This window comes from Veillonella sp. AS16 (genome assembly GCF_000517785.1).
Classification (GTDB): domain Bacteria; phylum Bacillota; class Negativicutes; order Veillonellales; family Veillonellaceae; genus Veillonella; species Veillonella denticariosi.
This window is the reverse complement of record NZ_AZYX01000013.1, coordinates 67,617-85,474: the sequence shown is the minus strand read 5'-3', so window position 1 is coordinate 85,474 and position 17,858 is coordinate 67,617. Positions and strand designations below refer to the sequence as shown.

Sequence of the window (17,858 nt, the reverse complement as noted above, 5' to 3'; positions counted from 1 at the left end):
TATAATATGAATGTTTTTAGTGAAAGCCTCATTACGATGGGGTGTATGAAAAGGAGTATTTATGAAACGTTGGTTATTGGCATGTGTGTCCATGCTGTGTATGGTAGCTCTTTTGGTGGGCTGCGGCAATGATACGGCTAAACAAGGCAAGCATTTGAATGTCGGTCTATATTGGTTCGGTGAAACATTAGATCCGACGCATGAATGGGATGCGTGGACGTTGACACGTATTGGTGCAGGTGAAACATTGGCTACGGTGACACCGGATATGAAATTTACCGGACAGTTAGCCGATTCCTGGGAAAACATCGATCCCACCACATGGAAATTCCATATCAGAGAAAATGTAAAATTCCATAACGGTACCGCGATGACACCTCAAAAGGTAAAAGAGTCCATCGAGTATACAATGAAACAAAGTCCTCGCTCTGCGAAGGCCGTTAAAATCGAATCCATTACCGTTGATGGTCAAAACTTGATTATTAAAACTACGGAACCTAACGGCTCCTTATTGTCCAGCTTGACTGAGCCGGCGTTCGTTATCATGGATACGGCAGATCTTAAGGATGTGGCGTCTAAACCGGTTCTTACAGGACCGTACAAAATCACTTCTTTCACAAAGGGTGAAAGCATTGAGTTAACGGCATTTGCCGACTATTGGGGCGGCAAACCGGGCCTTGATTCTGTAACTGTAAAGGATATTGAAGACAATAATAAGCGCGCCATGGCGTTGCAATCTAAAGATGTGGATGTCATTCAAAAGGTGGATTCCGCTAATCGCAGCCTGTTTAAAGACGGATTTAACATTCAAGACGTGTCCGGTGTTCGTGTAATGATGTTAAAGATTAATCATACGGAAGCTTCTCCGCTACATGATAAAAATGTACGTTCCGCGGTGGCTCATATCATCAATTATGATACGATGGCGAAAGTTATCGGCGGCGGTGCATTGGCGGGTGGTGCTCCGTTCCCTCCTTCCGCAAACTTGGGCTATGATGGGCTTTCAAATAAGGCAGTCACTGACCTTGCAAAAGCAAATGAATTGTTGACGCAAGCGGGCTATGCGAAGAACGGCAACGGTATCTATGCAAAAGACGGAAAGGAATTGAAATTGACCCTCGCTATTTGGGGCAAAGATACCAGCATGTATGAAGAAATTCAACAGGAATTGAAACAGGCGGGCATCGCGGTAGAACTCAGAAAATTGCAAAGCCCTAATGAAGTGGATACCCTCGGCGCAGACGCATTTGATTTGGTGGAACGCAATGTGGTAACCATGTCTACAAACGATCCTTACTGGTTCCTCAGCTTGTTTTATAAATCCGGTTCTAAAGCCAATGTGGGCGGTTATAATAATCCTCAGGTGGATGCACTAATCGACAAACTGGCGGTTACATTCGATCAAAATGAACGTACTGATGTGGCTAAGCAGGTGCAGTCCATTTTGCTTGATGACGTGGCTGATATCTACTTGTTGTATCCTGCTGCCAATGTGGTCTCCACATCCAAGGTTAAAAATGTACCGGTACATCCGATCGATTACTACTTATTAACAAAGGATTCTACTATTGAATAAATCTGATTGCATAGTATTTGACAATGTATCAATTTCATACGGTGCGGAACAGGCCGTACGCGATGTATCCTTTTCCGTGCATACCGGTGAGGTGTTTTCCATCGTCGGTGAAAGCGGCTCCGGGAAATCGACCTTGATTCGCGCCGCCTTCGGTATGCTGAAGAAGGCCACTATAAGCGGTCAAATTTTGCTGAACGGCACGGATATTACGACGTTGAGCGATAAGGACTGGCGACAAATGCGCGGCATGCAGGTGTCGATGATCTTTCAGAACCCCGGTGCCTATTTGAATCCGGCTCGTACCGTGGAAAACCATTTCAAAGACTTGTTGCGCGCCCATGATGAACCGTATGATGTAAATTGCGTGCTGCATATGTTACAGCTCGTTCACTTGACGGAAGGAAACCGTATTTTACAATCCTATCCATTCCAGTTGAGCGGCGGCATGCAGCAACGCTTGGCGATTGCGTTAAGCCTGATTCTGAAACCGGACATCGTATTTGCTGATGAGCCGACCAGTGCTTTGGATATGCTGGTGCAATCGTCGGTGTTGGACTTGCTGAAAGAGGTAACACAGGCCCTCGGGGCAACAGTGATTCTGGTAATCCATAATATCAAGGCCGCTGCGTGCATCGCTAACCGCATCGGCGTGATGAATAAGGGGCGCCTCGTTGAAATGGGCGCTACCGAAGAGGTAATGGCGCATCCTAAAGATGACTATACGCGTATATTGTTGGATTCCGTGATGAAAGTGGTGTAATATGATACAAGCTGAGCATATATGTAAATATTATACGAACCATAATCACACGGTGCGCGCCGTTGATGATGTGTCCTTTACCATTGCTGAACATGAACGGGTAGGCATCGCCGGCGGTAGCGGTTCCGGTAAAAGTACGCTCCTTAGACTCATTACAATGCTGGAAAAACCTACATCGGGCACATTGCGACTCTTCGGCGAAGATATATGGCAGATCAAGAACCATACGGAAATCTATCGCTCACTGCAGATGATGTTTCAAAATCCGCTAGCGGTCATTCCACCGCGGATGAACTTGGAAGCCTTTCTGCTTGAGCCGTACATTAACTATGGTCTTATGGACATGGCCGGAGCGAAGGAAGATATCCGCAAATGGATTCGACATGTAGACTTACCGGAAACGATTATCCGAAAATACCCGCACGAAGTTAGCGGAGGTCAGTTACAGCGTGTCGTACTGGCGCGAATCATGCTGATGAAACCGAAACTGGTACTCTTTGATGAACCTACATCGGCCCTTGATGCGGTGAATCAGAAACTTGTGCTAGACCTATTGCAAAAAATATATACAGAACAACCCTTCGGCTATGTGTTTGTAAGCCATGACATCGGACTGCTACAAGCCGTAACAGATCGAATCCTGGTGATGAAAGACGGACAAATCGTGGAAAATATAGAATCAATTCGACTGAAAGAAGCGGTACACCCGTATACACAAGCACTAGTGGAAGCGAGTGTGTAAATAAAGTACCCCTATGTCCTCCCTTTACTGGATAACCAGTAGAGGGGGGACATATTATTGGTGTAGGGGCTTGTTGTTTGTAATCTAAATAGAAAAAGAACTGAGTACCTAATAATACTTTGATATATTACAAATGATTGCAAAAGTTTGCATTTTGCAATCAAAAGAGATACTATAAACATATAATTGGTATGTAAGATGGTAGGAGTACTTTTATATTGTAAATACTATAGGAGGTGATACTGTGGCTAAAACAGCAACCATCAGCTTACGGATCGAACCTGTCGTTAAGGCACAAGTGGAAGAGTTATATGCTCAATTCGGTATATCTGTGAGCGATGCTATTAATATATTCTTACATGCTTCGTTAATGGAAGGCGGTTTTCCGTTTCAACCTAAACAACCGCGATATAATAAGGAAACAGAAGCTGCGATACAAGAGGCTAAAGATATTGAATCCGGAAAGCTATATGCAAAACGTTTTAAAACGGTAGATGCTATGTTTAAAGACATTGATACGGAGTGAGTAAATGTTGGAGCTGGTTTATACACCTAAGTTTAAGAGAGATCTAAGGCGAATGGATAAGCGTGGCAAAGATAGAAGAAAACTCAAAACTGTTTTAGAAAAATTATTGAATGAAGAGCCTTTAGATTTTAAATATTGCGATCATACATTGACTGGTAACTATATTGGATTTCGAGAATGTCATATAGAGCCTGATTGGTTGTTGATATATAAGGTCAATAAAATTGAATTAATTTTGACTGCTTCTCGAACAGGCACACATTCTGATTTATTTTCATAAGAATATAGTTGTAAAGACGGCACCGATGAGGTGTCGTCTTTTGTGTATTATTAGGTTTTAGAGTTTTAAATTTGTAGAAAGTTTTAGGAAGTGATCTCTTATAAATACGCTTATTATGGTTATAAGTTTTACAATGAGTGAAATAATACGCATATAATTTGGTATTATATTTATTAACAGAATATACATGTTTATAGAACTTGGAGGTATATATGGTTAATAAAATTAAAATAATAGTATATTTAGTGGTAAAGCGAATTGATTTGGTCACTAAATTTATTTCCATCTTATTTATCGTGGCCCTTTTTACAAATCACTTGTATGACTATTATTATGTGAATATGTTAGATCTACAACCATTATTACCAGAAGTAATACAATTACTATTACAAAGGTTTGAGTTTTTCTTGTATTGGATTTTGCCATTTTTATATGGTATTTGGGGAGGTTTATTTTGTTTTTTGATTGTAAGTGGTATTGTAGAACGTGCTACACACTATTTGCAAAAGAAATATTCTGTTAATTTGGTAAGCGTAAATACTTTTGGAGACTTTTTGTTTCTTCAAAGTTCTGGTTTAATTATGATAGTAACTGTTTTCGGTATTTTTTATATGGGGAATATATATTATATTTTAGCTACTGTTAATCATGTAGGTGCATTAATTTCAACTGACGTTTATAATTCGGCACTGGATATGATTAATCCGATTAAAGGACTTCTTGGATTTAATATTTTACCTGTTGATATTACAAACACGCATAAGGGTTGGATTGAAATATCGTTAAAAATTAATAAATATATTGTAGCTGGATTATGCATATATTGGGTTTTCATAAAACCATATGTGAGTGTAAACTATGAGAAGAGAAGAAGATATCCCCCCTTTAATCAACCTTCATAATCCTCCCTTACCATAAAAGAAATCATATGTTTTCTTTCAGAAAGAGAGGTCTGATTATGACAGCAGTAAAGCATGAATGGCGCAAGCACGAAAAGGAATTGTATTGTCCGAAGCAGCAGGCGGTGCAGGTTACGGTGCCGAGCATGAAGTTCCTCGTGCTGGACGGAGTGGGAAATCCTAATCATGCGGTCTTTGCCGATGATATTGAGGCGTTATATTCGTTGTCCTACGGGATAAAGATGTTGCCGAAAAAGGGCGTGACGCCGGATGGGTACTTTGATTACACCGTGTATCCGCTGGAGGCGCTCTGGAAGCAGATTGAGCATACGGAGCAGTTTGATAAGAATAATCTGCAATATCGGGTGATGATCAGACAACCTGATTTCGTGACGCCTGACGTGTTGGAGGCGGCTATTATGAATGTGTCCAAGAAAAAATCGTTGCCTCGATTTAAGGATGTGCGGCTTGAATCGATAGAGGATGGAGAGTGCGTGCAGATATTGCATGTCGGGCCTTATGATGATGAACCGGAATCGTTTATGAAAATAGATGAATTCTGCTCCGCTCATAATTTGCATCGTACTAACGACGAGTGGCATCGGGAAATTTACTTGTCTGATGCACGAAAGGTGGAGCCCGCAAAATTGAAAACTGTATTGCGCGTGCAGGTGAAAAAGGGATAGTATAAAGCTGTCATATTAAACTTAATCGGATTTATGAAGGAGGCGCCTTATGGATCTGAATAGTTTTTTCTTATTATTCCCTAGTATTTTTATGGTGCACGAATTTGAGGAGATTCTTTTATTTCCGAGATTTATGCGAAGGAATCCAAAACTACAACAGCGATTTTTAGCGGGGGCATTTACACCGTCTAGATTCAACGCCATCGTCTGTCAGGAATTTATACTCTTGTTGATTGTACTGGGCTTGAGTATGTATTTTGAAAGCTTCGACATTTACATCACTGTCATCATAGCGTATATATACCATGTGATTGGTCATATATTCCAAAGTATTTTTCTACGACAGTATATACCGGGCGTTCTTAGCGGTATCATCACGGCCGGTTATTGTGCTTGCTGGATCTATGATGCGGTATCGGCAAACTGTTGGCTCTTGGCGTATTCGTTTATAACATTGCTGCTTATAGTTATTAATATCGTTTTGTGCTATAAAATCCTTCATATGCTAAAAGTATCTAATTAAATTGTGAAAATAAAGTTTTCGCTTTATGGCGATTTGAAGAAATTAGTGTCTAGGTCTAATTGAGGTGAAAATAGATAACTAAATCATGGTTTGTTGACTTTGTCAAGTCTGGTGTGAGATACTAACATAATAGAGGAGGTGATATTATGGCTAGTGCTGAGCATATTAAAGGTCTAATTCGTGCTCATTTAGAGCAAGATAATGCACGCTTTAAAACTATTGTTCTTCAAATTGCTGCTAATGAAGCCCGTCAAGGTCATGTGGTAGTAGCTAGAGAGATAAAACAATTAAGTGAAAAATTATCTAACACTAATAATATTGTACAGATCAATAATAATCCTTTACTAGAAATGTATCTGCCTAATGATAAAATCTCTGAATTAATCGTATCCGATAATCAAAAGATTAAAATTAATCGTATACTTGAAGAGTTTAAGAATCGTGATAAACTGCAAGCTTATGGTTTATCTAATCGTCGTAAAATTTTGTTGGAAGGTGCTCCTGGTACGGGAAAAACTTTTACCGCTTCTGTAATTGCATCTGAACTAAGAATTCCTTTGTTTGTGGTACAAATGGATAAAATTGTTACCAAATTTATGGGAGAAACAAGTGCAAAATTAAGACTCGTTTTTGAAGATATTAAAAAGACTATGGGCGTCTATTTCTTTGATGAATTTGATGCAATAGGTGCTAACCGAAGTCTAGATAACGAGGTTGGTGAAGCAAGACGAATACTAAATTCATTTTTACAATTTATAGAGCAAGATGATTCTAATAGTATTATTATTGCTGCGACTAATAATCATAAACTACTAGATCAAGCTTTGTTTAGACGGTTTGATGATGTAATACATTATGCAATGCCTGAAGAAGATGAGATTAGAGTTATTTTTGAAAAGAAACTAATAAAAAAATACTATATAGGGAACATAAATACATCCTTAATAGATGCAGCCAAGGGATTAAGCCAATCTGAAATTATTAGTGCTTGTGATGATTGTTTTAAATCAGCTATTTTATATAATAAACAATTTAATGAAGCTGATTTAATTGCTGTTATGAAAGATAAAGGCTTATATTCTCGAATCATGGAGGCTTAGAATGTAAGGATGGAGAAGGAAAATATTTTTCTAAGTGATACTAAAGAATCGATGCCATATAAAACAATAAGGGGTGGTGGAGGAAAAAATAATTACCCTCTTTTGGAACAGCCTTTAGCGCATGTACGTAATTTAAAGCAAGAGTTGGATTCGATTGTTAATAGTGCTATTAGTCCTAAACAAGTTGCTGCTATAAAGATAAAGGATGGTTTTTATCTTGATATATCAGGTAAACAGGGATATGATTTAAACTATAAAGCTTTAGAAGATGAAAGAGCTGGTATACAATTATTAAATATTCAGTCAAAGGATGATTTAACAAAAGCAACAATATTTGTACCTCGAGATAAAACCTCTATTTTACTTAATAAATTTAATCAATTTGAGTCGACATTAGACACTGGTGGTAATCCTAAAAATAATGATTTAGTTCGAAGTATTGATATCATTAGGGAAGCAGATGTTGCGTCTTTCTGGCAGGGACCTCATGAAAATATTCCTACATCAGATATTCGAATTTGGTGTGAGGTTTGGTTAAGTACGGAAAAGCAAAATGATTGTGATGTACTTACTGAGTTTAAATTATTATTAAATGAATTTGATATAACATATAAAAATGAGCATATATCTTTTCCTGAACGAATTGTTATGTTGATTTTTGTGAATAATAATGATTTAGTTGCCTTGTTACAATGCTCTAAGTATATTGCAGAATTGAATAAGTGCGAGGAGCCTAACTCTTTTTTCATTAAAGAATCTTTAACGGCGCAGTATGATTGGGTCGATGATATAAAAAATCGTCTACAGCCTGAGGATAGTAATGCCACAATATGTTTATTAGATACAGGAGTTTCTAGTGCGCATCCATTGCTTGAACCTTTCATGCAAGAACAAGGTATTCATACTGTTTTTGATGATGGTGATTTAAGTGATTATGGTGGTCATGGTACAGGTATGGCAGGTATTGCACTATATCAAGATTTAAATCTATCGTTATTATCTCGTGATACTATTAGTATTCCTTATAGAATAGAAAGCTCTAAAATCTTAAGACGCCAGAATAATGATTCGGAGTTATATGGTGCTATTACGGCCCAAGGGATTCTTTTTAATGAAATTGAAAATCCTGATAAGGATAGATCTATTTGTATGGCCGTAACAGCTGATACTACTGATGGACTCCCAACATCTTGGTCCGGGGCTATTGATGAGATTGTAGCAGGTGTTAATGTATCTAGTGGGGGTAATGAAAATAAACGTTTAATGCTTATCAGTGCCGGAAATGCTTTATCTTCTGACTTGATAGAAATAAATTATCCTGATGTTAATATAAATTCTTACGTACAAAACCCAGGACAATCTTGGAATGCAGTAACAGTTGGAGCATATAATTCTAAAATTAATATTGATGATACTGACTTTTTAGGCTATCAACCAGTTGCAGATGTTGGTGAATTATCTCCCTATAGTAGTACATCAGTTTTATGGGATAATAAATGGCCCATTAAACCTGAAATTCTTATGGATGGTGGGAATATAGCTTGTAAAGATAATTTTTATAGTAATTGTGATGATTTATCCCTATTAACAACTAATAATAAGTTATCTGAAAATTTATTTTCCACTATTTGGGCAACGAGTGCTGCAACAGCTCAAGCTAGTAAATTATCTGCAGAAATTTACTGTAAATACCCTAATGCATGGCCTGAGACGATACGTGCTCTGATGGTGCATTCTGCTAGATGGACCGATAAGATGAAACAACAGTTTTTACCTTCAGAAATACCTAAAAAAAGTGACATTCGTGTTTTGTTACGAACCTGTGGATATGGTATTCCTAATCTAGAACGAGCGGTATCCTGTAAAAACAATTATGTTAATATGATTATCGAAGAAGAATTGCAGCCTTTTGATTTTGATCAAAGGGTTGTAACGAATGAGCTTCATATCCATAAATTACCTTGGCCCAAAGAAGTGTTAGAATCATTAGGTGATAAAGAGGTCGAGTTACGAGTTACGTTGTCATACTATATTGAACCGAGCCCAGGACATATAGGTTGGAAAGAGAAATATACATACCAATCTTGCGGGCTGCGCTTTGAACTTAAGAATAGTATGGAGTCACTTGATGATTTTAAAAAACGGGTGAATCAAATTGCAAGAGATGAAGATCCTAATTGGCGTAATGAACTAGGATCTTCGTCATGGTATTTGGGGGTTAATAATAGAAATGTTGGTTCCATACATTCTGATTTTATGTGTGTACCTGCTATCGATTTATCAAATGCAAATGATATAGCCGTATATCCTGTTAGTGGTTGGTGGAAAAATCGAAAACGTTTAAAGAGATATTATGATAAAATCCGGTACTCCTTAATTATTTCATTGAGTACAAAAGATACAGAAGTAGACTTCTATACACCAATAATTACTGAGATTCAAATGCCTATAAAGATAGAAATATCATAAACTTAATGTCTTATATAGTGATATAAAAAGTGGTTATCAACATAAAGTTGATAGCCACTTTTTACGTAATATATTATTATGCAATTTCCGCTTTCAAATCAATAATATGCTTAGCTGCCACACATCCCGGACAGTCGCAGAATTCAGCGCCTTTTGCCTTAATGTCTTTTGCGTGTTGCAATAACTGTGCAGCTACTTCGGCACCGAGCATTTGTTTTGCCAGATCGGAGCCGGCAAAGCCGATTGTTTCATCGATGAAGGCGATATTCTGTTCCGCCACGGATACGAGTTGTTTTGTGAGTTCCGCTTGTTTAGGCGTGCCTTCCGCATTGAGCCAGGATTGAGCGAACTCTTTTACCGTTTCGTTGCTGGTGGGTGCATCTAATAAAGCTTGTACGAGTTGTGTTAATTGTGCGTGTGTCATGAGAACCTCCTATATACTTACTGACTATATCTGTTCATGATAGTGCGGTAACTAGCATTATATGAGAACATATTCCTTTTGTTGAGTTCATTATAGCACTTACGATTATTTTGAATAGTAGAATGATTTGTGATAGATACTATTAAATGTGATAGATTTGTGATGATTACTGAGGAACTTTTTGATATAATTTTATAATAAAAGCGGATTATCAGCGATTGGCGCAACGTAGTTTTATTGAATTTGTAAAAGATAGGATTAGGATAATATAAACAAACTAAAATTGAGGAGGAGATAAGAGGGATAATAAGGAGATTGTTAAATACTTCTACGAGGTAATTGAAATTCTAAACCGAAATATATTATAAGGAAATACAAATAAACCCCGGCTTATTAGATTAAAGTAATTTGAACTTATGGAGGTAGTAATGAATAAGATCACTTGCATTTGTTTAGGTGTTAGAGACATGGAAAAATCAATAAAGTTTTATAGAGATGGTTTAGGATATAAGACTGACTGTAAAGAAAATAATCCTCCGGTAATATTTTTTGATACGGCAGGGACAAAATTTGAACTATTTCCTTTGGAACAATTAGCAAAAGATATTGATGAAAGTAATCCACCAGCGGAAAATGGATTTGCGGGAATTACATTAGCTTATAATGTTGAACATAAAGAAGAGGTTGATAGGGTTATTGAATTAGTACGAAATGCTGGTGGGAGAATTATAAAAGAACCACAAGATGTTTTTTGGGGTGGATACCATGCATATTTTTCTGATCCGGATGGATATTACTGGGAAGTTGCATGGGGGCCAAAATTTGAGTTTGATGAAAATGGACTACTGAAATTTTAGTAGTTAGTCTTGCTCAGGCTTGTCTTCGGCATCAGCTTATGATTGAGCAATTTTTTACTGCTGGATTACTTGTGTGTGCATCTAATAAAGCTTGCACAATTATGTTAATTATGCGTACATCATTATAATCTCCTTTATATTTACTAACTATAGGCTTTAGAATCATGCTGTAACTAGTATTATATGAGCATCTGTTCCTTTAATGATATAATTTACTTAATAGATGTAGTTTGTTTATAGGGGATTGTATCATGAAAAAGATTGTGTGTGTATTGTCTGCATTAGCTTTCATAGGTTCTACCAATGTCGCCTCCGCAGATGACTTGATGCGGTTACGCCTTAACGGCAATTCTATTTATGACCAGCCTTATGGTGATCGAAATGAGTTTCCATGTCCTGATGGACTTGGTAGTTGTGCTATGACTGATACAGATTATAGAAGTACTCGCAAGGATCAAACGTTAGAGGTATTTGATTCTGTATATGAGGCTAAACAGCATTTGCACTTTAATTCTCAGTTGCCGATGGGGGTAGAGGGACTCCGTCCTATACATGTAGCCATTGTGGATCATGATGTGCTACAGGTGGTGTATGCGTATCATGAACTTTCAAAAGGAAAATATTTTGACAGTGTAAATGATATACCAAAATATATTAAGTATCGCGTATCTACAGTATCAGGTAATATCGCAGGCGATTATAAAGATTACTTACCTCAGAGAACAGATGTTGTGAAAGGCATGCCGGTGACCTATAGAATGGTAGATAATTCTGTATATTTAGCATCGTGGAAATATGAAAATCAGAACCATGTGTTCTTATTTAATGAGCCAGTTTCTATTGATAGGGCTAGAGAAATGATTAAGAGTGTACATTATTACGCTAATGATAGAGCGATAGGCTAGTTGCTAAATAAAATGGATAGGAAAGCGTCTACCCACTTGCAAATGTAGTAGGCGAGTACATTTACCATGACGGTTGGCAAAATAAAATAGCTGCCACAAGAACGATATATAATCGCCATTGTGACAGCTATTTGGCAGTACTGGTCAATCTAATAGTGTATGGTTATTCTATTTTCTGAAAGCCTCCGCGATGGAGTGAATGCCGTCAAACAAGAAACCGAAAGCGATAAAGTAGATAAATGCCTCACCGGAAGCAATCGGCTTGAATATGAGTAACAGGCCTAATAGTAACAGAACAAGTGCGAGCCATTTTGCACTGCCGCCCAGTAATGATACCATGGAGTCGGTATTTCTAGATTTAATGAAAATGATGATAGCATCGATTACCATCCAGATACCGATTGTGATCGGGAATACCAACGGTAGGAATGCAAATCCGCCGCACACGAGAAAGATACCGAATAAAGCATTGATAATGCCGCCGATGAGATACCAGCCGCTACGCAATTCAGCGGGTAACATAAAATAATTTATAATGGAGCTGACTGCACTGACAAAAAAGATAATAGAAAATAGCCAGGCAAAAGCCATGAGATTAATAACGGGGTTTAATAGTAAGAATATCCCTAGGATAATGCTTACAATACCCGATATAATAAAGAAGAATTTGCTTGAACCACTCATAATAATTCCTCCAATCTTTGGTACTGCTTATTTTCAGTATGCGTGAAATCATGGACTATGTCAAATTGTAATGATAAAACTGTGCTTTCACAAAACTCACATGTCCATCCTGTTGACACAGTTCTATAGAATGCCGTATAATACCCTTATATCTTAAATCAAGCGATGAACGGGTATAAAGGTTTACAAATCCTGCTTTCAGAGAGTTGCCGGCCGGTGCGAGGCAATAGAGGTTGTACGCCGACACTCTCCCGTGAGCTTCGATGGCGAACGTCAGTAGTCATCGACGGTGGTTCCGTTATCGCCGAAACGAGTCCCAATTAGGGTGGTACCGTGTTATGAATATAACGCCCCTTTGAGCAACGACGGTTGTTCTGAGGGGCTTTTTTATTTGTGAAAGTCTAGTAAATCACTGATATATATGGTGTCGACATTGGTGATGTTACAAACTTTCACGATGGATAGATATAATAAAGTATTATGTTTTATGAGGATAGAAAAGGTGGCTATTATGGAACAGAATCGCGTATATTTCTTCGATACAACCCTTCGTGATGGGGAACAAACACCAGGTGTGTCTTTACAAACTCCTGAAAAAATTGAAATTGCGAAAGGCCTAGTACGCCTCGGCATCGACGTAATCGAGGCCGGTTTCCCTGCCGCATCTCCGGGGGACTTTGAAGCGGTACAGACCATTGCACGGGAAGTAAAGGGCGCAACGATCTGCGGCTTGGCGCGTGCCAACGAAAAGGACGTGCAGAAGGTGGCGGAGGCCCTTGCGGATGCGGAGCGCAGCCGGTTGCATGTGTTTATCGCTACATCCGAAATCCATATGAAATATAAATTGAAGATGACTCGTGAAGAGGTGTTGGCAAAGGTGAAATCCATTTTGGAATTCGCCAAGGGTAAATTCGATGAAATCGAGTTTTCCGGTGAAGACGCATCCCGTACGGATCTTGACTTTTTATGCGAAGTATTCGGTGTAGCTATCGCCGGCGGCGCTACGATTCTCAACGTGCCGGACACGGTAGGCTATATGATGCCGCGAGAATTTGCCGATAAGATTCGCTACATCAGGGAACATACGCCGGGCATTGAAAAGGCGATTATCTCCGTTCACTGCCACGATGATTTGGGCCTCGCCAATGCGAACTCCCTGGCGGCTATCGAGGCGGGGGCCCGTCAGGTGGAATGTACCGTCAACGGACTTGGCGAACGTGCGGGCAACGTCGGCATTGAAGAGGTCGTTATGGCTCTTAAAACGCGTCACGATTACTTCGGCGACCTTCAGGTACATATCGATACGAAACAATTTACAAAGGTATCCAAACTCGTAAGTCGTCTAACAGGCGTCGTAGTGCCGCCGAACAAGGCTATTATCGGGTCCAATGCATTCGCTCATGAATCCGGTATTCACCAGCACGGCATGCTCAACAATCCTGAAACTTATGAAATCATGACACCTGAGTCCGTAGGGGCCGAGAAGACGAATATCGTTCTCGGTAAACACTCGGGGCGCCATGCCTTTGATGATCATTTGAAATCCCTTGGGTTCCATACTTTCACGGAGGAAAAAATCAACGATCTGTTTATGAAGTTTAAAGCGTTGGCGGACCGCAAGAAACAAGTGTACGACGACGATATTATCGCTCTTGTGGTGGATAATATTCACCATAAAAAAGCGTTCGAGCTCGTGGCTCAATACTACAAATTGGGCGAAAAAGGTTACGCATATGCTGATGTCCGTCTCATGACTCCGGATGGTGAAAGAGCGGATGCAGCGGTCGGCGACGGTCCGGTAGACGCATCCCTCAAGGCCGTTGAACGTGTGGTGGGTTTGCCGATCAGCTTGAAAGATTACCAGATCCGCGCCATAACAGCCGGCAAAGATGCCCTCGGGGAAGCAACCCTCAAGGTGGAATACAACGGTCGCCTGTACCATGGTCGTGGTATCAGCACCGATATCGTTAAATCAAGTGTGAATGCATATATCAATGCGGTGAATTCCGTATTCCTAGCTATGGAGCTAGAACAACAGGAGGAAGAATAAATGGGTATGACCATTACTGAAAAGAATATGGCTCGTCACGCGGGTCTCGATGTGGTTAAGCCGGGCCAGATTATCGAATGTCATTTGGACGCTGTATTGATGAACGATATCACGTTTCCACCGGCTCGCAGAGAGTTTTTGAAAATCGGAAAACCTGTATTTGACCGTCATAAAATTTATCTGGTGCCGGATCATTTCACACCGAATAAAGATATTCAATCCGCTACACAGGCCAAGGTGATGCGCGACTTCGTACGCGAATATGGTATTACGAACTATTTTGAAGTGGGGCGTATGGGTATCGAGCACGTTATTTTGCCGGAAAAAGGCCTTATCGGTCCCGGCGAAATGATGATCGGTGCGGACTCCCACACGTGTACATATGGCGCGGTTAACGCATTCTCCACAGGCGTCGGTTCCACTGATGCGGGCGTGGCGATGGCGGAAGGCAAAACATGGTTCAAGGTGCCTGAAACCATCAAGGTTGAACTCATCGGAAAGCCGAATAAATGGGTAACCGGGAAGGACATCATTCTTGAATTGATCGGACGTATCGGCGTTGACGGCGCTCGTTATATGGCGCTTGAATTTGCCGGCGAAGGCGTAAAGCACATGACCATGGCGGACCGCTTGACGATTTGTAATATGGCTATCGAAGCGGGCGGTAAATGCGGCGTATTCCCTTATGATGAAATCACCGAAGCGTATATCAAAGACCGCGTACATCGACCTGTTGAGCCTATCAATCCGGATCCTGATGCGGTGTATGCGCAAACGGTAACCATCGACTTATCTAAATTGCAGCCGGTCGTGGCATTCCCGCATTTGCCTTCCAACACGCATTACATTGGGGATATCGATAAAGATATCAAAATCGACCAGGTCATCATCGGCTCCTGTACAAATGGCCGCTACGAAGATCTGGTGGCCGCCGCTGAAATCTTGAAAGGTCGCAAGGTGGCTCCCTTCGTGCGTTGTATCGTGATCCCCGGCTCTCAGGATGTGTACGACCAGGCGATGAAAGACGGCCTTTTGGATATCTTCATTCAGGCTGACTGCGCCGTGTCCACACCGACTTGCGGACCTTGTCTGGGCGGTTACATGGGCATCATGGCCGAAGGGGAACGCACCGTTTCCACGACGAATCGTAATTTCCGTGGCCGCATGGGACACGTGGATTCCGAGGTGTATTTGGCAAGCCCTTATGTGGCGGCAGCGAGTGCTGTACTAGGCCGTATTGCAGGGCCTGAGGAGGTTTAATATGGATTTTGAAAGTAAAAAAATCTGGCGCTACGGCGACGACGTGGATACAGACGTGATCATTCCGGCCCGCTATCTGGCGATTTCCGACTGGAACGAGTTGGCGGAACATGCGATGGAGGATATTGATACGACTTTTGCCCCTAATGTGAAAGCCGGAGAAATCATAGTGGCCGGAAAGAACTTCGGTTGCGGTTCCTCCCGTGAACACGCACCGGGCGTTATTAAGGCTAAAGGCGTGCCTGTTATCGTGGCGCATTCCTTTGCGCGAATCTTCTTCCGTAATGCCATCAACATCGGTTTGCCTGTTGTTGAAATCGGAGATCAGGTGGACCGAATCGATGCAGGTGATGCAATCGGCGTGGATTTGTCCAAAGGGATTGTGTATAACTTGACTAAAAATGAACAATACCAAGGGACGGAGCTGCCACAATTCATTCAAGATATTGCGGCGGCCGGCGGTCTTGTGAGCTTTGCGAAAAACCGCAAGTAGTATAGAAAAAACGAAACACGTATCTCAAGCCTCCAAAGCGAGCTAAGTCGGCTTCGACACGTGTTTCGTTTCAAGCTATTCTGCTTTCGGGGTAGCAAAATTTTAATCCCCGCCTTCTCGTTGTTATCTTGACTGGATTGTGGCAAAGTGAATAAGGGGAACGAGCTGAGTCGGTTTCAAGGCATATGCCAGCTTTCATCCTGTTAAGTGTTTTACGGATTTGAGCAAAGCTAACATTCCTTTAGCGGTTATAATCTTAAATGGATTGTGGCACAGGGTGATAGATTAAACCGTGTGGTATAGATAGACTGCAGTAGTCTGATAGGTCCCTGGATATTTGTTTGGGCTTTCAGATAGAGATTTGGAGAGGTAAGATGAGCGAAAAGAATATTGTATTGATTCCCGGTGACGGTATCGGTACCGAGATTATTGCGGCGGCGAAGGCCGTGTGCGACGTGGCGTTTGAAAAGGCAGGCGTAGCGGTTAACTGGATTGATAAAAAGGCGGGCGGTGCGTCTATCGATGCATACGGCGTGCCGTTGACAGAGGATACGGTCGAGGCTTGTAAGCAGGCTGATGCCGTATTGTTGGGCGCCGTTGGCGGTCCTAAATGGGATAATGTAGATCCGTCGATCCGTCCGGAAAAGGCAATCCTCGGTCTTCGCAAGGAGCTCGGATTGTTCTGTAATTTGCGTCCTGTTAAGATTTATCCGTCATTGCAGGAATATTCTCCGCTTAAAAAGGATCTTGTGCAGGATGTAGATTTTGTCATCGTTCGCGAGTTGACGGGCGGAATTTATTTCGGTGAACGCGAAGAGGCACAAGGTGAAGGTGCTGACGAGTTCGCCTGGGACAAGGAAACATACAGCCGCTATGAAGTGGAACGCATCATGGATATCGCTATGGAGACGGCTCGCAAACGCAATAAAAAGGTCGTATCCGTAGATAAGGCGAATGTACTGGCGTCCTCCCGCTTATGGCGCAAAATTGCGCAGGAAAAAGCGGCTGCAAATCCGGATATCAGCACGGATTACTTCTATGTGGACAATACGGCGATGCAGCTCGTTGTAAATCCTGCTCAGTTTGATGTTATCGTAACGACGAACCTCTTCGGCGATATTCTTTCCGATGAAGGCGCCGTTATCTCCGGCTCTATCGGATTATTGCCGTCCGCATCCATGGGTACCGGGACCGCTTTGTATGAACCGATACATGGATCCGCACCGGATATTATGGGCCGGAACTTGGCGAATCCGTTGGGGACAATCCTGTCCGCCGCGATGATGTGCCGTCATTCCCTTGATTTACCTCAGGTGGCTGACGCTATTGAAAGCGCAGTGGAACAAGTACTCGTTGACGGATATCGCACGGGCGATATCTACCGTGAAGGAATGAAACGGGTGGGGACAACAGAAATGGCGCAAGCGGTGATTGATCGCCTATAAATTCTACCTTTAGGCAAAAATAAGGCCTTTCAATCCTCCCGCAGGCAACCCACTGCGTGCGCCAAGTCGGATTGAAAGGCCTTATTTTCTGCTCTGTGGAGAGTATATAGGCGATCAATTCACCGTGAAAAGAGAGAAAGGCCACCTATCTCGTTCCACGAGGCCGCCAAGTCGCTTAT

At 41.2% G+C, this 17,858-nt stretch carries 18 protein-coding genes and 1 other annotated feature; of the genes, 16 read left to right on the top strand and 2 right to left on the bottom strand.

Going from position 1 to position 17,858, the window contains the following annotated elements; translation table 11 throughout:
• The first annotated feature begins 61 nt into the window (after nt 1–61).
• The 10 genes from HMPREF1521_RS05210 to HMPREF1521_RS05165 all read left to right on the top strand — a co-directional run bounded on the left by HMPREF1521_RS05210 (nt 62) and on the right by HMPREF1521_RS05165 (nt 9,561).
• Nucleotides 62–1,576, top strand: coding sequence for an ABC transporter substrate-binding protein (locus tag HMPREF1521_RS05210; protein WP_038116725.1), 1,515 nt, complete (start codon nt 62–64; stop codon nt 1,574–1,576).
• Nucleotides 1,569–2,336, top strand: a complete 768-nt coding sequence (locus tag HMPREF1521_RS05205) for an ABC transporter ATP-binding protein (RefSeq protein ID WP_038116723.1) — start codon at nt 1,569–1,571, stop codon at nt 2,334–2,336. Before HMPREF1521_RS05210 ends, HMPREF1521_RS05205 begins: the two co-directional genes overlap by 8 nt.
• A 1-nt stretch (nt 2,337) precedes the next feature.
• On the top strand, nt 2,338–3,078 hold the full coding sequence (locus HMPREF1521_RS05200; protein WP_038116721.1) for an ABC transporter ATP-binding protein: 741 nt from the start codon (nt 2,338–2,340) through the stop codon (nt 3,076–3,078).
• Nucleotides 3,079–3,322: 244 nt separating this feature from the next.
• Nucleotides 3,323–3,604, top strand: coding sequence for a type II toxin-antitoxin system RelB/DinJ family antitoxin (locus tag HMPREF1521_RS05195; protein WP_038116718.1), 282 nt, complete (start codon nt 3,323–3,325; stop codon nt 3,602–3,604).
• Between the two features lie 4 nt (nt 3,605–3,608).
• Complete coding sequence (locus HMPREF1521_RS05190) at nt 3,609–3,884, top strand: type II toxin-antitoxin system YafQ family toxin (protein WP_038116716.1); 276 nt, start codon at nt 3,609–3,611, stop codon at nt 3,882–3,884.
• 212 nt (nt 3,885–4,096) lie between these two features.
• A complete protein-coding gene (locus HMPREF1521_RS05185) occupies nt 4,097–4,786 on the top strand; it encodes a hypothetical protein (protein WP_038116712.1) in 690 nt (229 codons plus the stop codon).
• Between the two features lie 56 nt (nt 4,787–4,842).
• Nucleotides 4,843–5,469: a GyrI-like domain-containing protein gene (locus HMPREF1521_RS05180; protein ID WP_038116708.1), complete on the top strand. Its 627-nt coding sequence runs from the start codon at nt 4,843–4,845 to the stop codon at nt 5,467–5,469.
• Nucleotides 5,470–5,518: 49 nt separating this feature from the next.
• Nucleotides 5,519–5,992: an HXXEE domain-containing protein gene (locus HMPREF1521_RS05175; RefSeq protein ID WP_038116707.1), complete on the top strand. Its 474-nt coding sequence runs from the start codon at nt 5,519–5,521 to the stop codon at nt 5,990–5,992.
• A gap of 146 nt (nt 5,993–6,138) precedes the next feature.
• Entirely contained in the window at nt 6,139–7,092 is a 954-nt protein-coding gene (locus HMPREF1521_RS05170; protein WP_038116704.1) for an AAA family ATPase, read from the top strand.
• Nucleotides 7,093–7,101: 9 nt separating this feature from the next.
• A complete protein-coding gene (locus HMPREF1521_RS05165; protein ID WP_038116703.1) occupies nt 7,102–9,561 on the top strand; it encodes a S8 family peptidase in 2,460 nt (819 codons plus the stop codon).
• Between the two features lie 76 nt (nt 9,562–9,637).
• Here HMPREF1521_RS05165 and HMPREF1521_RS05160 read toward each other — a convergent pair whose 3' ends face one another.
• A complete protein-coding gene (locus HMPREF1521_RS05160) occupies nt 9,638–9,985 on the bottom strand; it encodes a hypothetical protein (RefSeq protein WP_038116702.1) in 348 nt (115 codons plus the stop codon).
• A gap of 428 nt (nt 9,986–10,413) precedes the next feature.
• Here HMPREF1521_RS05160 and HMPREF1521_RS05155 point away from each other — a divergent pair, with 428 nt between their 5' ends.
• Both HMPREF1521_RS05155 and HMPREF1521_RS05150 read left to right on the top strand, forming a co-directional pair.
• Nucleotides 10,414–10,842 carry a VOC family protein gene (locus HMPREF1521_RS05155; RefSeq protein ID WP_038116699.1) on the top strand — a complete coding sequence of 143 codons (429 nt, stop codon included), beginning with the start codon at nt 10,414–10,416 and terminating at the stop codon, nt 10,840–10,842.
• 251 nt (nt 10,843–11,093) lie between these two features.
• Nucleotides 11,094–11,747 (top strand): hypothetical protein, encoded by a 654-nt coding sequence (locus HMPREF1521_RS05150; protein WP_038116695.1) that lies wholly within the window; start codon nt 11,094–11,096, stop codon nt 11,745–11,747.
• Between the two features lie 168 nt (nt 11,748–11,915).
• On the opposite strand, the gene HMPREF1521_RS05145 is transcribed toward HMPREF1521_RS05150, so the two are convergent.
• Nucleotides 11,916–12,431: a DUF308 domain-containing protein gene (locus HMPREF1521_RS05145; RefSeq protein WP_038116690.1), complete on the bottom strand. Its 516-nt coding sequence runs from the start codon at nt 12,429–12,431 to the stop codon at nt 11,916–11,918.
• Nucleotides 12,432–12,587: 156 nt separating this feature from the next.
• Nucleotides 12,588–12,789 (top strand) — a binding site (T-box leader).
• 153 nt (nt 12,790–12,942) lie between these two features.
• Between HMPREF1521_RS05145 and HMPREF1521_RS05140 the strand changes: the two genes are divergently transcribed.
• From HMPREF1521_RS05140 to leuB, 4 genes are all read left to right on the top strand, one after another.
• Nucleotides 12,943–14,481: a 2-isopropylmalate synthase gene (locus HMPREF1521_RS05140; RefSeq protein WP_038116688.1), complete on the top strand. Its 1,539-nt coding sequence runs from the start codon at nt 12,943–12,945 to the stop codon at nt 14,479–14,481.
• Complete coding sequence (gene leuC, locus HMPREF1521_RS05135) at nt 14,482–15,741, top strand: 3-isopropylmalate dehydratase large subunit (RefSeq protein WP_038116686.1); 1,260 nt, start codon at nt 14,482–14,484, stop codon at nt 15,739–15,741.
• Nucleotide 15,742: 1 nt separating this feature from the next.
• Nucleotides 15,743–16,234 carry a 3-isopropylmalate dehydratase small subunit gene (locus HMPREF1521_RS05130; RefSeq protein WP_038116683.1) on the top strand — a complete coding sequence of 164 codons (492 nt, stop codon included), beginning with the start codon at nt 15,743–15,745 and terminating at the stop codon, nt 16,232–16,234.
• Between the two features lie 374 nt (nt 16,235–16,608).
• On the top strand, nt 16,609–17,679 hold the full coding sequence (gene leuB / locus HMPREF1521_RS05125; RefSeq protein WP_038116681.1) for a 3-isopropylmalate dehydrogenase: 1,071 nt from the start codon (nt 16,609–16,611) through the stop codon (nt 17,677–17,679).
• The last annotated feature ends 179 nt before the right edge of the window (nt 17,680–17,858 follow it).

Bases quoted from the DNA above. Each gene is read 5' to 3' on its own strand.
- HMPREF1521_RS05165 (WP_038116703.1), top strand. From the start codon at position 7,102: ATGGAGAAGGAAAATATTTTTCTAAGTGATACTAAAGAATCGATGCCA.
- HMPREF1521_RS05155 (WP_038116699.1), top strand. From the start codon at position 10,414: ATGAATAAGATCACTTGCATTTGTTTAGGTGTTAGAGACATGGAAAAA.
- HMPREF1521_RS05160 (WP_038116702.1), bottom strand. From the start codon at position 9,985: ATGACACACGCACAATTAACACAACTCGTACAAGCTTTATTAGATGCA.
- HMPREF1521_RS05200 (WP_038116721.1), top strand. From the start codon at position 2,338: ATGATACAAGCTGAGCATATATGTAAATATTATACGAACCATAATCAC.
- HMPREF1521_RS05175 (WP_038116707.1), top strand. From the start codon at position 5,519: ATGGATCTGAATAGTTTTTTCTTATTATTCCCTAGTATTTTTATGGTG.
- HMPREF1521_RS05185 (WP_038116712.1), top strand. From the start codon at position 4,097: ATGGTTAATAAAATTAAAATAATAGTATATTTAGTGGTAAAGCGAATT.
- HMPREF1521_RS05180 (WP_038116708.1), top strand. From the start codon at position 4,843: ATGACAGCAGTAAAGCATGAATGGCGCAAGCACGAAAAGGAATTGTAT.
- HMPREF1521_RS05150 (WP_038116695.1), top strand. From the start codon at position 11,094: ATGAAAAAGATTGTGTGTGTATTGTCTGCATTAGCTTTCATAGGTTCT.
- HMPREF1521_RS05190 (WP_038116716.1), top strand. From the start codon at position 3,609: ATGTTGGAGCTGGTTTATACACCTAAGTTTAAGAGAGATCTAAGGCGA.
- HMPREF1521_RS05170 (WP_038116704.1), top strand. From the start codon at position 6,139: ATGGCTAGTGCTGAGCATATTAAAGGTCTAATTCGTGCTCATTTAGAG.
- HMPREF1521_RS05145 (WP_038116690.1), bottom strand. From the start codon at position 12,431: ATGAGTGGTTCAAGCAAATTCTTCTTTATTATATCGGGTATTGTAAGC.
- HMPREF1521_RS05210 (WP_038116725.1), top strand. From the start codon at position 62: ATGAAACGTTGGTTATTGGCATGTGTGTCCATGCTGTGTATGGTAGCT.
- HMPREF1521_RS05140 (WP_038116688.1), top strand. From the start codon at position 12,943: ATGGAACAGAATCGCGTATATTTCTTCGATACAACCCTTCGTGATGGG.
- HMPREF1521_RS05130 (WP_038116683.1), top strand. From the start codon at position 15,743: ATGGATTTTGAAAGTAAAAAAATCTGGCGCTACGGCGACGACGTGGAT.
- leuB (WP_038116681.1), top strand. From the start codon at position 16,609: ATGAGCGAAAAGAATATTGTATTGATTCCCGGTGACGGTATCGGTACC.
- leuC (WP_038116686.1), top strand. From the start codon at position 14,482: ATGGGTATGACCATTACTGAAAAGAATATGGCTCGTCACGCGGGTCTC.